This is a genomic window from Flavitalea flava (assembly GCF_054461575.1).
Window position 1 is genome coordinate 103373 of sequence record NZ_JBTLQH010000009.1, and the last position, 20741, is coordinate 124113.

16 protein-coding genes are annotated in these 20741 nt (G+C 45.9%); 6 read left to right on the top strand and 10 right to left on the bottom strand.

All coding sequences use genetic code 11. The features are described 5' to 3' along the window. Positions 1-6 precede the first annotated feature (6 nt). Positions 7-1362 carry a sensor histidine kinase gene (locus ACX0G9_RS11040; protein WP_459064956.1) on the bottom strand — a complete coding sequence of 452 codons (1356 nt, stop codon included), beginning with the start codon at positions 1360-1362 and terminating at the stop codon, positions 7-9. Between the two features lie 147 nt (positions 1363-1509). Here ACX0G9_RS11040 and ACX0G9_RS11045 point away from each other — a divergent pair, with 147 nt between their 5' ends. Next, positions 1510-2061 carry a YqgE/AlgH family protein gene (locus ACX0G9_RS11045; protein WP_459064957.1) on the top strand — a complete coding sequence of 184 codons (552 nt, stop codon included), beginning with the start codon at positions 1510-1512 and terminating at the stop codon, positions 2059-2061. Positions 2062-2128: 67 nt separating this feature from the next. Here ACX0G9_RS11045 and ACX0G9_RS11050 read toward each other — a convergent pair whose 3' ends face one another. The 4 genes from ACX0G9_RS11050 to atpD all read right to left on the bottom strand — a co-directional run bounded on the left by ACX0G9_RS11050 (position 2129) and on the right by atpD (position 5582). Continuing rightward, on the bottom strand, positions 2129-2749 hold the full coding sequence (locus ACX0G9_RS11050) for an outer membrane beta-barrel protein (RefSeq protein ID WP_459064958.1): 621 nt from the start codon (positions 2747-2749) through the stop codon (positions 2129-2131). 85 nt (positions 2750-2834) lie between these two features. Beyond that, positions 2835-3497 (bottom strand): DUF4136 domain-containing protein, encoded by a 663-nt coding sequence (locus tag ACX0G9_RS11055; RefSeq protein WP_459064959.1) that lies wholly within the window; start codon positions 3495-3497, stop codon positions 2835-2837. Between the two features lie 176 nt (positions 3498-3673). Beyond that, complete coding sequence (atpC, locus tag ACX0G9_RS11060) at positions 3674-3943, bottom strand: ATP synthase F1 subunit epsilon (protein WP_459064960.1); 270 nt, start codon at positions 3941-3943, stop codon at positions 3674-3676. Between the two features lie 139 nt (positions 3944-4082). Further along, positions 4083-5582: a F0F1 ATP synthase subunit beta gene (gene atpD, locus ACX0G9_RS11065; RefSeq protein WP_459064961.1), complete on the bottom strand. Its 1500-nt coding sequence runs from the start codon at positions 5580-5582 to the stop codon at positions 4083-4085. Between the two features lie 399 nt (positions 5583-5981). Here atpD and ACX0G9_RS11070 point away from each other — a divergent pair, with 399 nt between their 5' ends. Beyond that, positions 5982-7148, top strand: a complete 1167-nt coding sequence (locus ACX0G9_RS11070) for a hypothetical protein (protein ID WP_459064962.1) — start codon at positions 5982-5984, stop codon at positions 7146-7148. Positions 7149-7179: 31 nt separating this feature from the next. Here ACX0G9_RS11070 and ACX0G9_RS11075 read toward each other — a convergent pair whose 3' ends face one another. The 3 genes from ACX0G9_RS11075 to ACX0G9_RS11085 all read right to left on the bottom strand — a co-directional run bounded on the left by ACX0G9_RS11075 (position 7180) and on the right by ACX0G9_RS11085 (position 11901). Beyond that, complete coding sequence (locus ACX0G9_RS11075) at positions 7180-8169, bottom strand: GlxA family transcriptional regulator (protein WP_459064963.1); 990 nt, start codon at positions 8167-8169, stop codon at positions 7180-7182. A 115-nt stretch (positions 8170-8284) separates the two neighbouring features. Continuing rightward, positions 8285-10708, bottom strand: coding sequence for an ABC transporter permease (locus ACX0G9_RS11080; RefSeq protein ID WP_459064964.1), 2424 nt, complete (start codon positions 10706-10708; stop codon positions 8285-8287). 143 nt (positions 10709-10851) lie between these two features. Further along, positions 10852-11901, bottom strand: a complete 1050-nt coding sequence (locus tag ACX0G9_RS11085; protein ID WP_459064965.1) for a dihydrodipicolinate synthase family protein — start codon at positions 11899-11901, stop codon at positions 10852-10854. Between the two features lie 104 nt (positions 11902-12005). On the opposite strand from ACX0G9_RS11085, the gene ACX0G9_RS11090 reads away from it, so the two are divergent. Genes ACX0G9_RS11090 through ACX0G9_RS11100 form a run of 3 tightly spaced genes read left to right on the top strand, consistent with a single transcriptional unit; the run spans position 12006 to position 15330 of the window. Beyond that, the gene (locus tag ACX0G9_RS11090; protein ID WP_459064966.1) at positions 12006-12629 is read left to right on the top strand and encodes a class I SAM-dependent methyltransferase; all 624 of its coding nucleotides are present in this window, start codon (positions 12006-12008) and stop codon (positions 12627-12629) included. A gap of 56 nt (positions 12630-12685) precedes the next feature. Continuing rightward, positions 12686-13834 carry a glycosyltransferase family 2 protein gene (locus ACX0G9_RS11095; RefSeq protein WP_459064967.1) on the top strand — a complete coding sequence of 383 codons (1149 nt, stop codon included), beginning with the start codon at positions 12686-12688 and terminating at the stop codon, positions 13832-13834. A 5-nt stretch (positions 13835-13839) separates the two neighbouring features. Then, positions 13840-15330 carry a hypothetical protein gene (locus ACX0G9_RS11100; RefSeq protein ID WP_459064968.1) on the top strand — a complete coding sequence of 497 codons (1491 nt, stop codon included), beginning with the start codon at positions 13840-13842 and terminating at the stop codon, positions 15328-15330. Here ACX0G9_RS11100 and ACX0G9_RS11105 read toward each other — a convergent pair. Continuing rightward, entirely contained in the window at positions 15314-16732 is a 1419-nt protein-coding gene (locus ACX0G9_RS11105) for a S8 family peptidase (RefSeq protein WP_459064969.1), read from the bottom strand. The two genes, ACX0G9_RS11100 and ACX0G9_RS11105, sit on opposite strands and share 17 nt — an antisense overlap. A 2-nt stretch (positions 16733-16734) precedes the next feature. Then, positions 16735-18468 carry a hypothetical protein gene (locus ACX0G9_RS11110; RefSeq protein ID WP_459064970.1) on the bottom strand — a complete coding sequence of 578 codons (1734 nt, stop codon included), beginning with the start codon at positions 18466-18468 and terminating at the stop codon, positions 16735-16737. Positions 18469-18796: 328 nt separating this feature from the next. Between ACX0G9_RS11110 and ACX0G9_RS11115 the strand changes: the two genes are divergently transcribed. Further along, a complete protein-coding gene (locus tag ACX0G9_RS11115) occupies positions 18797-20620 on the top strand; it encodes a DNA polymerase III subunit gamma/tau (protein ID WP_459064971.1) in 1824 nt (607 codons plus the stop codon). Positions 20621-20741 lie beyond the last annotated feature (121 nt).

Below are 20741 nucleotides of genomic sequence, written 5' to 3' on the forward strand. Positions count from 1 at the left end.
GAGCACTTATTTCTTCAACGGAAATTCAAGGGTGAAAATGGTGCCTTTACCGATCTGGCTTTCTACTTTGATCTTTCCATCATGCGCTTCCACAATGGTTTTCACATAACTCAACCCAAGCCCGAATCCTTTGACATTATGGAGATTGCCTGTATGCGCGCGGTAGAATTTTTCGAAGATACGTCTTTGTGTTTCTTTACTCATCCCGATCCCGTTGTCTTCTATCCGGATGACGAGGCTTTTGGAAGCGCTGTGCGTAGTGACACGAATCAGTAAATTATCTTTGGAGTACTTGATCGCATTATCGATCAGGTTGGTGAACAGGTTCGTAAAATGTACTTCATCGGCCTCCAGCAGATCATTTTTGGCATTCAATTGCAATTCCGCCCTGGCTCCTTTACCTTCCAGTTGCAGATGGAAATTCTCCATAGCTTCCTGGATAACGGCATTCGCATGGATAGGACGCAGATTGAGCTGTTGTTCCTGGCGATCGAGCTGTGAAGCCTGCAGGATGGTCTCCACCTGCTTATTCATCCGTTTGTTCTCCTCCTTAATAATGCTGGAAAAGTACTCGGACTTCTGCCGGTCATTGACCACTTTTTCATTACGGAGCGCATCGACGGCCAGGGAAATGGTAGCCAGCGGCGTTTTGAATTCATGCGTCATATTATTGATAAAATCGTTCTTGATCTCGCTGAGCTTTTTTTGCCGCAGCAAGGCGCTCAACGTAACATAAAAGGCAGCAATGATCACCAGGGTAAAAAAGATAGCGCCTGCGATCATCATCCTCATCTGCCCCAGGACGATATTATTAAAATCGGGTACGACCACCATTAACAACTCATCCGGCAGCAGGCTTCCAGCCAGACTGTTGGAAGGCGCTTGCAAAGGATAGAACAAGGTTAGGTTGTGTGTGGTATCCTGTACTTCGACGAGAAAATTTTTCGACTTTATCTCCGGAGCCCGGTAGGTCAGATTGGAGGGGCCCATGTCTGTAGAGATACAGAACTCGAATTTGGTGTTTTTTACGTCCCGATTGCCAAGGGATTTTCTCAGCTTTTCATTGATATCTTCCACAGAAAAGCGCTCTGCAATGGTGAGCGGACGCATCAGCTCCATCAGGAACTGGTCGGATGGTCTCCAGGTAAACCCGGGTTTCAGACGCAGGGATTTATGATTGGGCGCCGCTCCCCGTTGTTCGATCAATTGCTGGCCCACTTCATTCATCGCATCATATAACTTATGCTTGAATAATTCCCGCTTATTCTCAACCATCGTCAATATCCAGTTGACCTGGATATAGATAATCCCAATGAGCGATAAGGTGATCAAAACGACAATGACGGGGAAACTTTTTTTCAATCCTGTACTTTTTAATCCAACGGCAAATTTACCAAAAGCTTAAAGGGCTCCCCTGTTAAAGCGCCGCCAGGGACGGGTATTTAACACAGGTTTCACAAAGAAAGGGGATTTCAGGATAAAAATTCCGATAATTACTTAATTTAGATTATGGACAGTCTTTCCGCAGGCATATTGTTGATCGCGGATCCCTTTTTAAAAGATCCGAATTTCATGAGGACGGTCGTCTTCCTGTGTGAACATCAGGAAGAAGGCAGCTTCGGGTTTGTATTGAATAAAAATTACGACCACACCCTGAATGAACTGGTGAGCGGGCTGGAAGACCTGCAAATCCCTGTTTATCAAGGCGGCCCGGTTCAAATGGATACGATCCATTTTCTGCATCAATACCCTGATAAGATTACCGGTGGTTATGAGATCATAGATGGGGTATATTGGGGAGGAAGTTTCGAAACAGCCATCGAACTTATCCGCACAGGGGAGATCGATCCGGCCAGGATTCGTTTTTATATCGGTTATTCAGGTTGGGGAAGCGGTCAGTTAAACGACGAATTAAAAGAAAAGACCTGGCTTACGGTCCAGGCGATCCGCAAACTGGTCTTTCACAAGAATCCCGACGAAATATGGAAAGAGGCCCTTCGCCATATGGGAGGTGATTATGAGATCATGGTTAATTTCCCGATCGATCCCCAGTTGAATTAGGTGCTGCAAGCCACAAGCCAAATTAGCCTCAAGCTGCAAGCTGGAAACTTCAACCTGCAAGCTAATCTTATCGTATCGGAAACCTTACCCCGGCTTGTATGCCCCAATTATCCAGGTTACTGATCCCATAACTATTAAAAGGTGCATAATTATAGCTGGCTCCTATCTTCAGGGCCGTGGAAGAATAACTGCTTAAAGGAATAAGCACACCTGCCTCTCCTTTTAAAGCCCATTTGGTCAGGGAATGCGGGTCATCGAACTCACCCAGATATTGGTCAAAACTTACAAAATTCACTCCTGCTCCCGCTCCGATATAAGGTCTGATAAAACCCTTTTTAACCAGGGTATAATTGGCAGTGAACAATAAAGGTATTTGCTGAACAGAGTTGCTTACTACCGCCGAGATATTGGTTCCTTTACCCTGGTCGTAGACATCGCGGGGATATTTCTGATAATAATCGTTATAACCCAGGCTTAATCCAATGCTGAGACGGTCATTCAGGGGATAAGCCAGACCCGCCGTAAATCCCTTGTAGGCAGGGTTCTTAATAAAATCCCGAAAAGAACCGGATGGAATATTCACGTTATAGTTGATATTCATCTGCAACTCATTTTGCGCCTGGGCTGCAGAAAACGTGATCATAAAGATCGCCGCTATTCCTCCGTATTTTAACAGTACTGTTTTCATGATTGACCTTATGTTTAGGTTTTCAATTCTTTGGTTTCAATGACCTTGTTTTAATTGCCTTAGTTTCATTGCCTTAGTTTCCCTATTAATTTTTCAGATAGGCAGATTGATCGAACAACGCCTTCACTTCCGTTGCAGCATTGGCCGTGGTAAAGACCTGCTCACCCCGGGCAAGGCCCGTCCAGACCGAGGCAATCTTATTGGCATGCGAGGCTGCATTCTTCAAATCAAGGATATCGATCTCCAGTCCGCCGGTTTGGATGGAATAAATCCCAACCGCGTAAGGTGAATAATACCCATAGCCGCCATAACCCCAATAATACGGATCCCAGTAACTGCCATAATACCCCCAATAATCGGGGTAACTAAAGACACCGGTAGAGGTGTTATACACCCTGGATACATTTATAGCCAGATCAGGGCCGGATTCTCTGCTCACCAATTGATACCCCCGTTGCTGAATGGATTGCGAGACGGAAGCGATAACGGCCGTATCAAAAGCTTTTAGCTCTTTCCCCAGAAGCTGATTGTCCTGGATCACCGCTACGGAATCGGTAATACTGAATGTCTTATAACTGGAAAAACTGGCAGTCGTATCATAGTTGGTGATATAAATACGCGACTCCTCATTGGTAAGATTATTAAGCGCGTCTTTTTTACAACTGTTGAAGGCAAGGATCGCCACTAACACACCACCCGCTAACCAACCGGTTTTTTGACGGCTCTTCGTCGATAAGCTTTTTTTCATAAAGGGCATTTTTTGCTAACTAATGAGACGCAAATAAAATGTCCCGGTTTAATGACCTGCTCTGCTTTAACACCGGTCTAACACTCTTTAAAATCTTATTAAAATTGCAAAAGGAGTGAACAAAAAAAACCCCGGCGATTCTGCCAGGGGTTCAATTATTTAAATAACGTAGAAAATTACCTGGAAGCGGATTCGACAGCCACTGCTCCTTCGACCAGAACGGTCACCTTATTATTGATTACCTCGGCAAAACCGCTTTGGATATCAAAAAAAGCAAGGTGGTTATTCTTATCCTTTAACACTTTTACCCTACCCGATTTCAGGGCGCTTACCAGGGGAGCGTGATGGTCCAGCACTTCGAAAAGTCCCGTCACTCCCGGCAATTGTACTCCATATACATCGCCGCTGTACAATTTTTTTTCGGGTGTTAATATTTCCAGGTTCATAGTTGCCCAATCCCACCCCCTAGCCCCCTAAAGGGGGAACAAAAGCAGGAAATTTAATTGAAATTATTTAATAATAATACTTTCTATTCATTATCAAAATCTATTCGATATAGATCCCCCTTCAGGGGGTTGGGGGGTGTTAACCCTGAGCCTGAGCGATCAATTTCTTACCTTTCTCGATAGCGTCATCGATGCTACCTACCAGGTTGAACGCTGCTTCGGGATAATCATCCACTTCACCATTCATGATCATATTGAAACCACGGATCGTTTCTTCGATCGGTACCAATACACCCTTCAGGCCTGTAAACTGTTCAGCCACATGGAAGGGCTGGGACAGGAAACGCTGAACCTTACGTGCGCGGGATACGACCAGTTTATCTTCGTCGCTCAATTCATCCAATCCCAGGATCGCGATGATATCCTGCAGTTCCTTATAACGTTGTAAGATCAGTTTAACATTGTTGGCGCAATTGTAATGAGCATCACCCACGATCTTGGGAGTAAGGATCCGGGAAGTGGAATCTAAAGGATCCACCGCAGGGTAGATACCAAGATCCGCAATTTTACGGCTCAATACAGTAGTTGCATCCAGATGGGCGAAGGTCGTTGCCGGAGCGGGATCAGTCAAGTCATCCGCCGGAACGTATACGGCCTGTACCGAGGTAATGGAACCATTCTTGGTAGAAGTGATCCTTTCCTGCATCAGACCCATTTCCGTTGCCAGGGTTGGCTGATAACCAACCGCAGAAGGCATACGGCCAAGCAAGGCAGATACCTCTGAACCGGCCTGGGTGAAACGGAAGATATTATCTACGAAGAACAGGATATCGCGACCCTGGCCCTTGCCATCTCCGTCACGGTAATATTCTGCCAGGGTAAGACCGCTTAAGGCGACACGGGCACGTGCTCCGGGAGGCTCATTCATTTGTCCGAACACAAAGGTCGCCTTAGAATCAGCCAGCTCCTTCATATCCACTTTGCTGAGATCCCAGCCACCGTTTTCCATACTGTGTTTGAACTCCTCACCGTATTTCATGATACCGGCTTCGATCATTTCACGCATCAGGTCATTTCCTTCACGGGTGCGTTCTCCAACACCGGCAAAAACCGACAAACCGGCATATCCTTTGGCGATGTTATTGATCAATTCCTGGATCAAAACCGTCTTACCCACCCCGGCACCACCGAAAAGACCAATTTTACCCCCTTTTGCGTAAGGCTCGATCAGGTCAATTACTTTAATACCGGTAAATAATATTTCTGTGCTGGTGCTCAGATTTTCGAATGCGGGAGGTTTGCTGTGGATTGGACGGCCATTTACTTTCGAAACGGCAGGCAGACCATCGATTGGATCCCCGGTCACATTAAACAAACGTCCTTTAATACCCTCTCCGATCGGCATAGCGATAGCGGCTCCCGTATCGGAGACCGGCAGACCGCGGACCAACCCTTCTGTTCCATCCATAGCGATACAACGCACGCTGTCCTCTCCGAGATGCTGTTGCACTTCCATCACCAGTTTTTCACCAGTGGGTCGTTGAAGTTCCAGGGCGTTATAGATATCAGGAAGTTTTCCTTCAAACTGCACATCGATAACGGCTCCGATGATTTGCTTGATCTTACCGGTATTTGCCATATAGTTATTTTAAATATAAGGGGTTCCAAATTTTTCTCCTTATGGCTATAAAAAATCACCCATAAGGCGTAAAATTGCTAAGAATGGTCCGCTTAAGCAGACAGCAAACCAATGGTTTGCTTTTTCGGCTGCAAAAGTACGGGACAGAAAAGGAAAGTCCAAAAAACAAGTCCCAAAATCCTAAAATCTGTCTAAAAATCATGGAAAGATGGAAGAAAAAAAGATATTTTCCCCCTTTTAACTGGGTGGAACCCAGTTTGTGAGCTCAGCTGAAGGCTGAGGCTCACCATAATTATTCGAATGGGGGAAAAGAATAATGTTCAAAAGGTATTCTTTTCCCCCATTCCGTCTCTAAATTTGTCGCTATTTAAGAATCCTTTTGAATCGTTTTACCCATCTATGCAACTGATACCGGTCAACTCTCCATCCCAGGCGAAAGAATTCATACAGGTCAATGTCGGACTGAACCGGGGGAACCCTGCCTATATACGGCCCTTGGACAACGATATCAATACGGTATTCGATCCCGCCAAAAACAAGGCCTACCGGCATGGAGAATGCGTGAGATGGATCTTAAAAGACGGAGAAGACCGCCTGATCGGCCGGATCGCCGCCTTTGTCAACAAAAAATACAAATCCAAGGGAGACGATGTACCCGTCGGCGGCATTGGCTTCTTCGACTGTATCGATAACCAGGTGGCGGCCGACATGTTATTCGATGTGGCGCGGCATTGGCTGTCACAAAGAGGTATGGAAGCGATGGACGGTCCGATCAATTTCGGGGAACGGGATAACTGGTGGGGTCTGGTGACGGAGGGTTTTCATAAACCCTTGTATTCCATGAACTTCAATCCTCCTTATTACCGGGAATTGTTCGAAAATTATGGCTTCCGGCCCTTTTTTTATCAGTTATGTTTCAGTATGGATCCTCAGCAACCGCTGAATGCCAAGATCAAACAACGACATGATACCCTGGCTACCGATCCCGGTTACGAGGTCAGGACCATTGAAAAAAAGAAGCTTGAAAAGTACGCTCAGGACTTTGTCACTATTTATAATAAAGCCTATGCAGGGCATGGCGGGTTGAAAGAAATGAAAAAAGACCAGGCTCTGCAGATCTTTAATAAGATGAAACCGATCCTCGATGAACATGTAGTTTGGTTTGCCTATTACAAGGATAGCCCGATCGCCATGTTCCTCAATATCCCCGATCTGAATCAATATTTTTCCCATTTTAATGGAAAATTCGGGCTGCTGCAAAAACTGCATTTTCTCTGGCTGCGTTTTCGGGGAGCCTGCAAAAAATTCACAGGTCTCGTCTTTGCCGTCGTCCCGGAATTTCAGTCAAAAGGAGTGGATGCCTACCTGATCGGGGAATCGGACAAAATGGTCAAACATAAAACCCCCTATATAGAATATGAAATGCAATGGATTGGAGACTTCAACCCCAAAATGGTAAACATAGCCAAAGGTCTCGGAGACGTAGAAGTTAGCCGGAAACTAACCACCTACCGTTACCTCTTCGACCGGTCCAAAGAATTCAAAAGGCATCCGATGCTCGCATAAGATACTGGCATAAGATCGATTCGCGGTCTTACTAACCTGTCTGAGCCAGGGTCCTGGAATATTTACGCCGGTAATCCTGTGGGGTAAGACCGGTCACCCGTTTGAACACCTTCCGGAAGGTCTTTACATCGTTATAGCCAACATTATACATGAGCGTATTAATATTCTGCGCGCTTTTTTCCAGTTCTTTTTTAGCCGATTCCATTTTCACCCGCTGCAGGTATTCCAGCGGTGTATTCTGCGTGGCATTTTTGAAACGCCTGATAAAATTCCGTTTGCTCATATTCACTTTTTCTGCAATGGTTTCCACGGAAATCTCCAGGTGGAAGTTCTGCTCGATGAACTTTTGCGCCTGCAATATCTCCGCATCTTCATGCTGATGCTGTCCCTGGAAAACGGCAAAATGCGACTGGTTCGATTTGTCCAGATCGATGGAGAACATTTTACTTACCCAGATCACGACCTCCCTGCCACAAAATTTTTCGATCAGGTATAGCACCAGGTTCAAAGAGGAGAAAGCTCCACCGCTGGTATAGATTCCATCCTGATCCGTCATTACCCTGTCAGGCAGTAATTTTACATCCGGGTACCGCCTTCGCATATCTTCTATGGCCATCCAATGCGAAGTGCAGGGTTTTCCGCTAAGCAATCCTGCTTCCGCCAGGAAATAACTTCCAAAACAAAGGCTGGCCACTTCGGTACCTTTTTTATTCATTTCCTTTATCCACCCGGTCAGGGCCTTATTTTTTTGCAGGACGCCTTCAATGTCCCTCCCGTTAAAGGCAGGGGCGATGATCAGATCGGTATGTGTTACTTCCTCCAGGGTCTTATAAATATTCGACCCTGGCCCATATCGATACCCAATTGCAGCGCTCCCTTTTTCGCTTATCAATTCCAGGGTAAACGCTTCCGGTTTACCGGTCTGCTGCAAAAAGTAATTTGTTGCCGACAGGATATCGATCACTCCCGATATGCAAGAAGGTACGGCATCCTCATAGATCAGCAAGGCAATTTTTTTCATGGCTTGGTGTTTGTTTTCACTACGACAAATCTACCTTATTAATGCCGCACCAAACACTAATTATAACCGTCCAACCGTCCCTTACCTGCATTTCCATTAGGCACTCTACGCCACCCTATTCGCTTCTCAGGGCTTTAACCGGGTTGGAAACAGCAGCCTTAACCGCCTGAAAACTAACTGTTATCAAGGTTATTGATAAAGTTCCTATTGCCGCCAGACCAAAGATCCACCAGCTTATATCCGTTCGATAAGCAAAATCCTGTATCCATTTATTCATTACAAACCAGGCAATAGGAGCCGCAATCAAAAAAGCAATACCTACCAGTTTTAAAAAATCTTTGGACAATAAGGTCACGATCCCGGCAACAGAAGCCCCGACCACCTTGCGGATCCCGATCTCCTTTGTGCGTTGAACAGCCGTAAAAGTGGCCAGACCGAACAATCCCAGACAAGCCACAAATATGGTAAGACCGGAGAAAACAGCCAGGATCGTCCCGATCGTCTGTTCTGCCTGGAATGATTTTTGGAAACGCTCGTCCAGGAAAGAAAAAGCAAAGGGCGCTTCACGGGTATAGATAGCCCATTGTTTTTTTAAGGAGGTCAACAAACCGCCTATATCCCTGGTCTTTGTTTTGATGATCATTGCCCCGGAATTATTTCCAAGGGTCATCACCAGGGGCGAAATACGTTCATGCAAGGATCTGAAATGAAAATCCTTTACCACGCCCACTATCCGGAATTGCTGCATTTTTCCATCGTTCTCCCTGCGGGTGATCATATGACCCAAGGCATTTTTTTCCCAGCCAAAGGCCTTGGCCGCAGTTTCGTTGAGGATCGCGCCGGAAGAATCCGTACCGAACTCTTTGGAAAAATTCCGTCCGTAATCCATCTGCATCCCCATGGCCTGGATATAGGTATAATCCACATCGTAACGAAGCGTCTTGACCATTTGGGAATTATGGTCATCCGGGGAAACAAAGAAATTATTATTGTCTGAAGGACCGGCAGGAAGAAATCCGGAGCTGCTTACCTGCAATACCCTGGGATCAGCCAGGACCTGCTGCCGGAAAGCTTCTTGCTTATCACCCAGCCAGTAAGGTTCATGCACGATCAATACCTGATCTTTTTCATAGCCCAATTTTTTGTTCTGGATATATGAAAGTTGTTTGTACACCACCGCCGTACCCACCATCAGCGTAATGGAAATAAAGAACTGGAAAACGACCAGGCCGCTCCGCAGACTGATGCTTCCTTTGCCCGAGGTAAACCGGCCTTTCAGCACGGAGACCGGATTGAAGGAAGAAAGAAAAAAGGCCGGGTAACTTCCCGCCAGAACCCCCGTCAGTAAACCTAAGAGCAACAAACCAGGCAGCAACCAGGGAGCAGACATAAACTGAAGACTCAGATTTTTCCCGGACAGTTGATTAAAGGCAGGCAAAGCCATATACACAAAAAGGACGGCCAGCACCAAAGCAACAGCCGTCAGTAAAAGGGATTCCAGCAGGAACTGGCCCACCAATTGTCTTTTTACCGAACCCATTACTTTGCGGATGCCCACCTCCCTTGCCCGTTTCGATGCACTGGCCGTGGAAAGATTCATAAAATTGATGCAGGCGATCAACAGCATAAACAAGGCAACGGCGCTCAATATATACACATAACGGATATCACCGGAGGGAGCCAGGTCATTGGTGAGATCAGAATGCAGATGAATATCCGTAAGGGGCTGAAGAAAAAGACCGATGTCGTTCCCCCTTTTGCGAAATTCCGCCAGGCTCATGCCCAGCGCATTTTCAAACGCGGCTCCTCCCATATACTTCTCAATGACCTGGGGCATTTTGGCTTCCAGCTTCTTGTAATCGTAACCCTTAGGTAATACCAAATAGGTAAAAAAATCAGAAGTCAGCCAGGAAGTCGAACGCGCTTCCTGCAAACCGACCATGGAAGCGAAGATGTCAAAATGAAAATGCGAATTGGCCGGCATTTCCCGCATCACTCCCGTTACCTTACAAGTGGCATGCTGATCTTTAAACGTAAGCACTTTTCCGATGGGATCTTCTTTACCAAAATATTTTTTGGCCATTGACTCCGAAATGACCACCGTATTGGGTTGTAATAAGGCAGTCCCGGGATCTCCCTTGACAAAAGGAAGTGTAAAGACCTGGAAAAAATTGGAATCGACGAAGGCAAGGTCAAATTCGCGGAAGGTCTGCGTCCCATAGGAAATGCGGGGCAGTCCATAATTGCGCAAACGGGTAGACTCGAGTACTTCCGGATAATCCTGTTTGAGCGTTTGAGCCACCGGGGGCATTATATTCGCCTCTTTCATCTTTTCTCCTTGTACTGAACCCCGCATCACTACCCTTACCATCCGGTCCGCCTTTTCATTATAACGGTCGTAACTCAGCTCATTTTGCACAAAAAGCAGGATGATAAGACAGGTAGCGATACCTATAGCCAGGCCAAATATATTGATAGCAGAAAAACCCTTATTCCGCCAAAGGCTCCGGCAGGCTATTTTTATAAAATTCTTTAGCATACAAGGTGGGAAGCCAAGAAAATGCCAGTTTTACAAGTAATTAATAATCAGATCTTTGCAATCTAAAATACAAGGAGATAGCTGTACGATTTTGATACGCCGGATGTACGTTAATGAATGGTGACTGACTCGTCCGGCTAAAACTATACAGGAATCTTCAAACGGGTGCACCAACCCAGAAAAACCGAATGTAAATTGTCCAGGTCTTTTTTGTGTTCCGGGGTCAATTCAGCCGGTGAAGAACGGCTGATGGTTTGAAGAGGCAAGCCTCTTTTTTGCAGGAAATATTTCGCGCTCATGGGATATCCCCGGGACACGATGATATCAGCCTTAGTTAACTCCGATTGCATCCATTTTACTTCTTCCTGCCTGTCCGGATTGGTAGCGTTATTGCAGATCCATACGAGGATCTCCGGGTAAAAATTACCGGCAATCGAGGACATTCCTTTTGCACCGGACCGGAGGGAATCCATGGCATTGGGCGTATGCGCATCATAGAATTCCAGCCGGTTATCACCGATAAGGGCCAGTTTGGCTTTTACCTTTTCTATATCGATAGTCGTGTCCTTAAAGTACACCAGCCGGTTGGTATCCAGCAAAGACCTGAACAATCCGGGCCCGATGATCCGTTTATAAGGAGAAGGACACTCGTACAGGCCGAGCGGAATATTATCGGTCAGGTTGCAGAACTGTTCAAAACGGCGGAACAGCACTTCGTCGCTCTCGTCTTTTTCTGCAAAATGGCTGGTGATCAAAATGACCCCGCTAATACCGGTCATATATATACGTTTTGAAAATTCCGCCTTTTCCTCCATAGTTTTCCCAAAGGATCCGGTAGCGACAACGGGAACCCTGCCATTTACCTTTTTTACTACATGTCTGGTCAGTGCCAGCCTTTCCTCTTCGCTAAGAGAATACATCTCACTGCTGAGACAATTGGCAAAAAAACCTTTTACCCCGGCTGCGAGATAAAAATCGATAAGGCGGGACAATCCGTCAAAATCGATCTTTCCATCCGTACCAAAGGGAGTGATCATGACCGGAACGAATTTTTTTTCCGGGCTCCGGGAATAAGCCGGTGAAATTCCGTTTGAATTTTTCCGGGCTGTTGCCTGAAGGAAAAAGGGCAGGCTCAGGGAGGCTGCAGCAATTCTTTCTATAAAAATACGGCGTGAGGATTTTTTGTTGTTCAAGGGGTGGTTATTTAGGGTAGGCAAACATATAAAATAAATCCGTAATGATCATTATCCCAACTTAAAATCGAGCGAAGAAAATTAAGGTATATTGCAGATACGTCATGAAATTATTAGACAAATTCATACAACGACGACGTATCGAAATGGCCATCCGTTATTTGCCGGAGAAAGGAAACGTATTGGACATCGGGTGCCACAAAGGGGAGTTATTCCACCGGTTGGGCAAACGGCTGCTTTACGGTTGGGGGATTGACCCCTTATTATCAACTGTTACTTCAACTTCCGGCGCAATGCCTTCCGACAACTATGCCCTGTTCAAAGGTCATTTTCCTGAGGATTGGACCCTCCCTATAACTGTCGATGCTATCTGCATGCTGGCTGTGTTAGAACATATTCCTTCTTCTAAACAGCACGATATTGCCCTGAAATGCTACCACTTGCTGCATAAAGATGGAAGGATCGTTATTACGGTTCCTTCTCCCAAAACGGATGTTTTGTTGGATATCCTGAAAAAACTGGGTTTGATAAATGGCATGTCCCTGGAAGAACATTATGGATTCGATCCGGCAAATCTTCCCGCTGTTTTCATTCAGGCCGGTTTCAGCCTTCATGTCTATAAAAAATTCCAGTTGGGGTTTAATAATCTTTTCGTGTTTACAAAAAATAAATCCCGAAAGCGAGACGAAACTATCCCATCAGTCCCGGAACTTCCCCGAGTGAAATAAGGTACCAAGCCAAACTTATTTCCTATATTGGCAATTCCTTAAAATTCGAACCATTCATGCCTGTCACCAGTCTTAGTATTTTAATGCCCTGCCTGAATGAAGAACGAACGCTCCCGATCTGTATTTCCAAAGCCCAAACTTTTATTAACCAATTAGCGGTCCCTGGTGAAATTATTATAGCCGACAATGGAAGTACAGACAAGTCCCTGGCCGTTTGCCGGGATGCAGGTGTGCGCTGTGTACAGGTCAGTAAAAAAGGATACGGATCTGCCCTGCATGAAGGAATTTTAGCCGCAACCGGCAGTCATATCATTTTCGCAGACGCGGACGACAGTTATGATTTTCGGGAGGCGGGGGTATTTATGGAAGCGTTCGCACAAGGATTTGAAATAGTTGTGGGCAACCGGTATAAAGGTGGAATTATGAAAAAGGCCATGCCTTTTTTACACAGATACCTTGGAACTCCTGTCATTTCCTATCTGGGGCGAAGGTCTTTTCATGTTCCGCTAGGGGATTTTAATTGCGGCATGCGGGGCATTGAAAAATCTGTCTACGGGAAACTGGAGATGCGGTCAACGGGCATGGAATACGCAACGGAACTTATTGCAAAGGCAGCTTATAAGGAATGTTCCATCACCGAGGTTCCGGTTAAACTTTATAAAGACGGAAGGACCGCAAAACCCCATTTACGAACCTGGTCAGACGGATGGAAACACCTGAATCTCATCTTACTGTTAAGTCCCAAATGGTTATTGCTTTACCCCGCCCTTTTTTTTATGGGAATAGGTTTGTTATTAGGAGCCGGCATCCTTTTCGGGCAGGTACAGATATTCAGCATACATCTCGAAATCCACACCTTATATTTCTGTTCGGTATTCCTGGTCCTGTCCCTGACCTTTATGGAATTCTTTTATATGGTCAATTATTATGGAATGACCCTTGGGTTATACACCCAAAAGGGAATTACCTTATGGGTTTCCAGGAATCTGAATTTTGCAAAGGGGCTTTCCATAGGAATGTTCCTTTTCCTGGCTGGCATTTTTATCAGCGCCACAGCGGTATATAAATGGTATGAAGTGTCTTTCAGGGAATTAAATCCGGAAGACATTTTCAGGATCATCATCCCGGGAGGGTTTTGCATGATCGCAGGTTTACAATTTGTGGTCTTTTCTTTTTTTATCACCATGATAAAAAGTAATAATTGACAACTGTGGAGAAACTTACCGGAATGACCAGGAAACAGGCATTTTTCCTTATGCTCCTTTTTTTTGTCCTTAGTATCCTGATACGTTTGCCCAATCTCAATCGCCCCCTCTCCAAACATCATGAATACAATACGGCAGTCATCCTGATTAACCTGGAAAGCTGGCGGCAGGGGGGAGGGGGTTCCCGGTTTCATTTTATTCCCCTTATGAATTATCAGAACCCCGGGGATAAACGAATGGAACAAAGCCCGCTGATAGACTCTTCCGGGAATACGATCTATCTTTCTTTTGGCCCTGGCTGGTACATCATTCCCTATTTTTTTTACCAGGTGTTTCATTTGCCTGTTAAAGCGGTTTATCTGCAGGTGATCAATCTTTTCTCCGAATTGGCTGCGATGATCCTTTTATTTTTTCTCTGCGAAAAATTGATCCCCGCAGGCTATCCTAAAAAATATGCCGTCGTCTTTATGGCCTGTTTTTTATTCATGTTCTCTCCCGGTATCTTATGGTATCTGGGAAATGGCTATGTGACCACCGGAATAATGATGCCCTTTGTAATGGGGTATCTCTTATTGCTCATACCCATGCTTCAATCACCGGAAAACATCCGTATTTCCCGTTTGCTGTTATTAGCTTTGCTCGTCATCATTTTAGTCTACCTGGATTGGTTCGTCCTGTTCCTATCGGCAATGTCCTCTTTATATCTTTTAACAAGGATCCGGAAACAGAAGAAGATGGGCGTTCTCCTGTTGATCCTGATCCTCGCATCTGCAGCCGGAATAAGCCTGCTTTATCTTCAATTTACTTCATATTTAAGCCCGGAGCAGGTTATCCTCTACTGGGAGCAACGTTTCCAGAACAGAAGCATTACAAACAAAGGAGGCTCATTTGGCAGCATGGCGGGTTCCTCTGTACGAAATTTGGTCACAGCCTATTTTCCCGTTTTGGTTTTGGTCCTAATGTCCTTTACCAGGCTTCGTTTAAAAAAGATCAGCCCTGATTTTTCAGCCCGGGAAATTCTTTTTGCAGGTCTTTATATCAGTTCCATTCTGGTATATAATCTCGTTTTTTTAGAATGGACGTCAGAACATGAATTTGCATTAATACCCCTAAGCCTTCTTTTAGTCTTTTGGGGAGCGAGGCTAACCATGATAATGGTTGGCCACCGTGGTTTTTATGCCATAATAGCGGCCTATTTTATAATAGCCTGTTCTCAATACTATTTTATAAACAGGCCGGGAAAAATTTCAATGGATGGAACGCCCTATGATACCTATGAAAAATTTGGCCGGCAACTTCAGCATATTCCCATGAATCAACACCTGTTCATGGATAAGAGCTGGACGGCCGCTATCGATTTTTATGCCAAACGAACTATTACAAGAATGGCCAATCCCGATTCCGCCAGAGCCTATATCCGGAAATGGGGAGTAACAGAAAGCAGATGGATCGAACAGGATAATTTCCAACTGAAAAAGGTCATTCCGCTCTGGTAAATAACTTCTTTTTAACCGATCCGATGGCGTTTTGAAGGTTCAGTCTGCCGTATCCGTACATAGGATCTCTGCTAAAAGCCGGACTGGCGGCCTCTTCCCCCGGGATAAATTTTTGCAGCGGATCCGCAGCCAGGTAGAGATCCTGTAAATAATCGACCGACCGGCCGCTATAAGCGGATCCTTCTAATTGTTTACGACAAGAGAGTAAAAGTGCAAAGGACCCTGCTGCGATAGCTGCAGCAATAGCCGTTTGGCCTCCCCTGGTCCGGGAATTTCCCCTGCCTGCCGTTAACAGATCCCTATCTCCTGGAGCGATCAGGGAAAGTCGGGGATTCCAGTTGGAAAAGGAACAAAGTTCTCCGGAAGAATTGAAGGCACCGATGGCGGTGCAATCCTGGTAACAGGCCGGATATACATCAGTATCATTTCGGGCAACCAGGTGATCATCCCCGATGGGCGCAAAAACAGCTATGCCTTTATCCAGACAGGTCTGGACATTTTTCTTTAGTTCGTCATGTTCCCGGTCCAGGGCAAACCCGACGGAGATCAGATCAACGCTGACCTGCCTCTGTTGGCTCAGCCATTGAAAAGCATTGCTTATGACCTGCGGGGAGATACCTGAAAGTCGATCTGGCGGCTCACCCGGCAGAGAATCCCGGACCTTTACCAACAGCAACCTGCATTGGGGAGCAATCCCGTAGACCTGGCTTTTACCGCTTGCGGCAAGGATACCGGCCATTGCGGTGCCATGACCGGAAAGGTCTTCCAATCTTTGTTCCAGACCGGTGTGATCATCGACAATTCCAGCTGCATCGATGCATATTGATTGCGGAAGAAATGCTTCTTTCAGATCCTGATGAAGAACATCCATTCCGGTATCAATAAGGGCAATAACGACATCTTTACCTGCATTCCGGTTCTCTTTCCAGAGCTGCGGGATTTTCAGGAAATCATGTGCCCAGCTCATTTTCCCGGGAATAAAAGGCAAATTAAAATAATCGGCTGGATCATAGTCCGGTAAAGGAGGTAATGACGGGACCGGAGCAACAGGAGCGACCTGAGCGACCTGAGGGATCTGAGTGATCTGAGTGACCTGAGTGACCTGTGATACCTGCGAAACTAGTGATACCGGGGACACCTGTAATAAGGAGGTGATCTTAATTTCCGGGATGCGGTCAAATCCGGGTAGGATGGCGGTAAGGCCACCACCCCAATAATAAAAGCCATTCCGGTCCTGAAACCATTTTCCCGGAACGGCATGGGGAACTCCTGTCACTTCCATACCCTCGAACTGAAAACCTTTGCCCACTACCCCGACCACCGATCGTTTGTCTGATAGATCGGAAGGGATGGTGCTGCGTTTATTCAGCTTGTTTACGACTACAATGAGCTGCTGTGCCATGGCTATCCCACGGCCTCCTGACCGCCTGAAGCTGTATTCACGTTAATGGTTATGGGATCCCGCGGAGCGGAACCGTCCTTCTTTTTTGGCGGATCATTCCCGTCTTCTTTTTTACCCGAGCCGCGCAGATTAATGATCTTACTGAGTATATCGAACCAGAAGGGCGCACCCAGACAGACGGCCAGTCCCAGGATCAGAAAACTCAGCCATTTTCGTTTATTTGTACGCAGAACATACCAGACATAAGCCGTTTTTACATGTACCGGATATTCCTGGACCTGGTAAATATAGAACCGGGCATCAGCAAGCGAATCCCGTACCGCCACAGAATCCTTTGTCAGCCTTCGCCGGCTGATATACTGCACCAATGAAGTATCCATCCTGTATTTTTTCAGATCGTCTGCCAGTATTTTGTTTTCCTTTTCCAACCCGGCAAAATTGCGAACCCCTGAAGGCATACTGTCAACAGCTTCTTTATTTCGGGTAACTCCCGCCCCAAAGGAAATCAAACTATCCATACAATTCCCGATATCGATAGCCGAACCGGAAGTAGAGGTGATATAAAAGATACCTATCCAGGTCTTATTCTTCAATGTATGATGGAACAAGGTATCCTTCCTTCCAAAATCCCCATACCCCAACGCAAGGATCGAGTTGATATCACGAATATCGTGATCCACCATACTATCCACCTGCTTAAACTTTTCTTTCACTTCAGGGATCGTAATCACGCTATCTGCTTTTTTTATACTATCTCCGGCTATTGCGGGTTTTCCCGTTACTACCTTTGGAGCGGGTGCCGGCTGATTCTGTGCAGCCTGACTATAAGCAATGGCGGATTTTACCACCTGATCCCTCAGTTTATCGTCTTTTGACAATTTTCCCGCAATCTCCAGGGTATCCACATTAAAAATAAGGGCCATAATAAATCCAATCAGCAGGAGAATAACCTGTACCTGACGTTTATACCAACCCGAAACCCGGTTCATGGAATCATCGAACCAATCTTCCAGCTTCCTGGCAAAATCCTCGATAGTATACATTCCTGCTCTTAAATGTAACTGAAGGATCTCCCAGGTATCCTTATCGATAATGCAGGACTCCTTCGTGATTCCGGTTCGGGACAACAGGTCTGCATAGAGAACGGGTTCACTGGCAGGATCTGTTCCCTGTGCAGCATAATAAAGCCCGTACTGTCTCAGCAACTCTTTTATTTTATCCGCATCGGAACTATTCAGCAACCCGTTGGTAAGTTGTTCCAGACTCTGCTTTCCATCAGCATGTGCCAACAAGGTTCTGGCAATCGATTCAGCTTTCCCGACAAAATCCTTTTTTAAAGTCTCGATCAGGATAAGGGAAAAATTTTTGGTGGGGAGGTAGGATGGATTGGGATAAATTCCACTGCTTCCATAATTTTTTAACAGGGGATGATCATAAAAATAATCGCCCAGTTTCTTTTTTACGTTTCCAGGTCCGGGTTTAATCAGCAGGATGGAATATAAGGCTTCCTTTAGAAAACTGCCCGCTCCCAGCAGCAGACTTCTCCAGCGGGAATCCCAACGGGAAGTATCGGGTGTACAGGAAAGCATGCCGGTAACGATACCTTTTTTCAGCATCCGGCTCCGGAGACCCAGGGCGGTGGCAATGCCTTCCTTAATGGAGGTGGCGAGTAAACTATATAACAGGAATATAAATACCAGCCCTATGACAATATCGAGGATGGGAGTATTAAACATATTGCAGAAATATACTATGCACCTACAATATATAAAATAAAACAAAACTATGTTGCTAAAGCTGCCAGGCAATGGATCGATTTTTCAAAATACCGTATTTATACGCCGGGCTCGGGTTAGGGTAAAAATCAGGCATCCAGGATGCAGACATCAGACAGTCAGGTGTAACCACCAGGAGTGTTAAGGGTCTGGCCCTTTAGGGATTGTAAAATTATTACATTGATAATCAATATTATAAATAAGATACCCAGCTAAGTTTTAATAATTTCCCGACCCGGTCATTGCCCGTTTTAGGATTTACTGTAGGTTTGCCACAGGAGTTAATCTAATGGAGAAATTTATTGTTTCGGCGCGAAAGTACAGACCTCAGGGTTTTTCAACCGTAGTGGGGCAGTCCCATATCACCACTACCCTGAAAAATGCGATAAAGAATAATCAGCTGGCCCATGCCTTCCTGTTCTGCGGACCCAGGGGGGTCGGTAAGACGACTTGTGCCCGTATCCTGGCCAAGACCATAAATTGCGAGAACGTAACGCCGGAAGGGGAAGCCTGTAATGAGTGTCATTCCTGTGTTTCCTTCAATGACGGTATCTCGCTGAACATCCATGAACTGGATGCCGCCAGCAATAACTCCGTAGATGATATACGGACACTGGTAGAGCAGGTGCGGTTCGCTCCCCAGGCCGGAAAATACAAGGTCTATATTATAGATGAGGTTCATATGCTCAGTTCTTCGGCTTTCAATGCCTTTTTGAAAACCCTGGAAGAGCCACCTCCTTATGCCATTTTTATCCTGGCTACCACTGAGAAACATAAGATCCTTCCAACGATCCTTTCCCGTTGCCAGATCTTCGATTTTAAACGGATCACTACAGCCGATACCGTCCAGCATTTACAGGAGATCTGTAATAAGGAAACCATTAGCGCAGAGAAAGTAGCCCTGCAGGTGATCGCTCAAAAAAGCGAGGGCTGTATGCGGGATGCATTGAGCATCCTGGACAAGATCGTCAGTTTCACCAATGGAGAACTGAGTTACCGCAATACCCTGGAACATCTGAACATCCTGGATGCCGATTATTATTTCAGGATCCTGGACGCCATGCAGGAGCAGCGTTTGTCTGACGCCTTGTTAATCTATGACGATATAAACCGCAAAGGTTTTGAAGGGGACCTTGTACTGAACGGTATGGCGGAATTTATCCGTAATGTCCTGGTTTGTAAAGATGAGAAATGCGCTTCTTTACTGGAAGTGGTGGAGAGCTTTAAGGACCGGTATATTGCTGCCGGTAAGGAAGCGGATACCTCTTTGCTGATCAGTACCCTGAACGTGCTCAATGAGGCCGAGATCAATTACCGGTCTGCCCGAAACAAACGGCTTCACGTGGAATTATCCCTGATCAAACTTTGTTATCTTGGTCAGGCCTTACAATTAACGGGTAACGGTGAAGGGACCGGAAAAAAAAAACAGCTTGAGTCAATAAGACCTGTTTCCTTCCGTAACATTCCGGCTATGGAACTGGCAGGTCCAAAATTGATGATCGAGACTTCCGTTCAATCCCCTTCCCGGCAGTCTGCGCCGCCAGTTCCGCAGCAACCACAGCAACCCCTTCCACAGACCACTTCTCCGGCTGGTCAAATTGTCCAGCCTCAGCCATCTGCCGGGAATGCCGGAAACCAGACTGCGCCAATCAGGAAGAGTCCCTCGCTGGGTTCATTGTCAGGTATCCGCCAGCAGATCGCCTCCCGGACCCAGAGTAGTGAAGGAACCCGAAAACCACTGGACCCTGAAGCCCTTCAACAGACCTGGAAGGATTATGGGCAGCTGTTGCGGGAAAACAAAAATCCGGCCGTTCAAAGTTTTGAACGGGCCATTTTACGGATCCTGGATCCGAATACATTCGAAGTAGTATCTAATAATAATCTGGAGCAGAAATTCATTGAACAGGAAAAAAGGGTGTTATCTGAATTCCTGCAAAAAGCTTTCTCCAACAAAACACTTTCCTTTTCGGTAATCATCGAAGAAAATACGGATCCGGATGAAGAACCTGTGGAAAAGACCCTGAACAGAAGAGAACAATTCATCCAGATCGTGGAACAGTACCCGTTGGTAAAAGAATTAAAAGACCGTCTCAAGTTAGAATTAGACTATTGACCTTTCTTTGCGCCGGGGAAAGGTGAATGGGGATTGGAATATTATCTTCTTAAATCCCCGTTAAATCAATAAGGGATTTTTGACATCTGCCGGATTGGCGGGAACTTTGCAGGGTGGTCCC

Bases quoted from the DNA above. Each gene is read 5' to 3' on its own strand.
- ACX0G9_RS11045 (WP_459064957.1), top strand. From the start codon at position 1,510: ATGGACAGTCTTTCCGCAGGCATATTGTTGATCGCGGATCCCTTTTTA.
- ACX0G9_RS11050 (WP_459064958.1), bottom strand. From the start codon at position 2,749: ATGAAAACAGTACTGTTAAAATACGGAGGAATAGCGGCGATCTTTATG.
- ACX0G9_RS11055 (WP_459064959.1), bottom strand. From the start codon at position 3,497: ATGAAAAAAAGCTTATCGACGAAGAGCCGTCAAAAAACCGGTTGGTTA.
- atpC (WP_459064960.1), bottom strand. From the start codon at position 3,943: ATGAACCTGGAAATATTAACACCCGAAAAAAAATTGTACAGCGGCGAT.
- atpD (WP_459064961.1), bottom strand. From the start codon at position 5,582: ATGGCAAATACCGGTAAGATCAAGCAAATCATCGGAGCCGTTATCGAT.
- ACX0G9_RS11070 (WP_459064962.1), top strand. From the start codon at position 5,982: ATGCAACTGATACCGGTCAACTCTCCATCCCAGGCGAAAGAATTCATA.
- ACX0G9_RS11075 (WP_459064963.1), bottom strand. From the start codon at position 8,169: ATGAAAAAAATTGCCTTGCTGATCTATGAGGATGCCGTACCTTCTTGC.
- ACX0G9_RS11080 (WP_459064964.1), bottom strand. From the start codon at position 10,708: ATGCTAAAGAATTTTATAAAAATAGCCTGCCGGAGCCTTTGGCGGAAT.
- ACX0G9_RS11090 (WP_459064966.1), top strand. From the start codon at position 12,006: ATGAAATTATTAGACAAATTCATACAACGACGACGTATCGAAATGGCC.
- ACX0G9_RS11095 (WP_459064967.1), top strand. From the start codon at position 12,686: ATGCCTGTCACCAGTCTTAGTATTTTAATGCCCTGCCTGAATGAAGAA.
- ACX0G9_RS11105 (WP_459064969.1), bottom strand. From the start codon at position 16,732: ATGGCACAGCAGCTCATTGTAGTCGTAAACAAGCTGAATAAACGCAGC.
- ACX0G9_RS11110 (WP_459064970.1), bottom strand. From the start codon at position 18,468: ATGTTTAATACTCCCATCCTCGATATTGTCATAGGGCTGGTATTTATA.
- ACX0G9_RS11115 (WP_459064971.1), top strand. From the start codon at position 18,797: ATGGAGAAATTTATTGTTTCGGCGCGAAAGTACAGACCTCAGGGTTTT.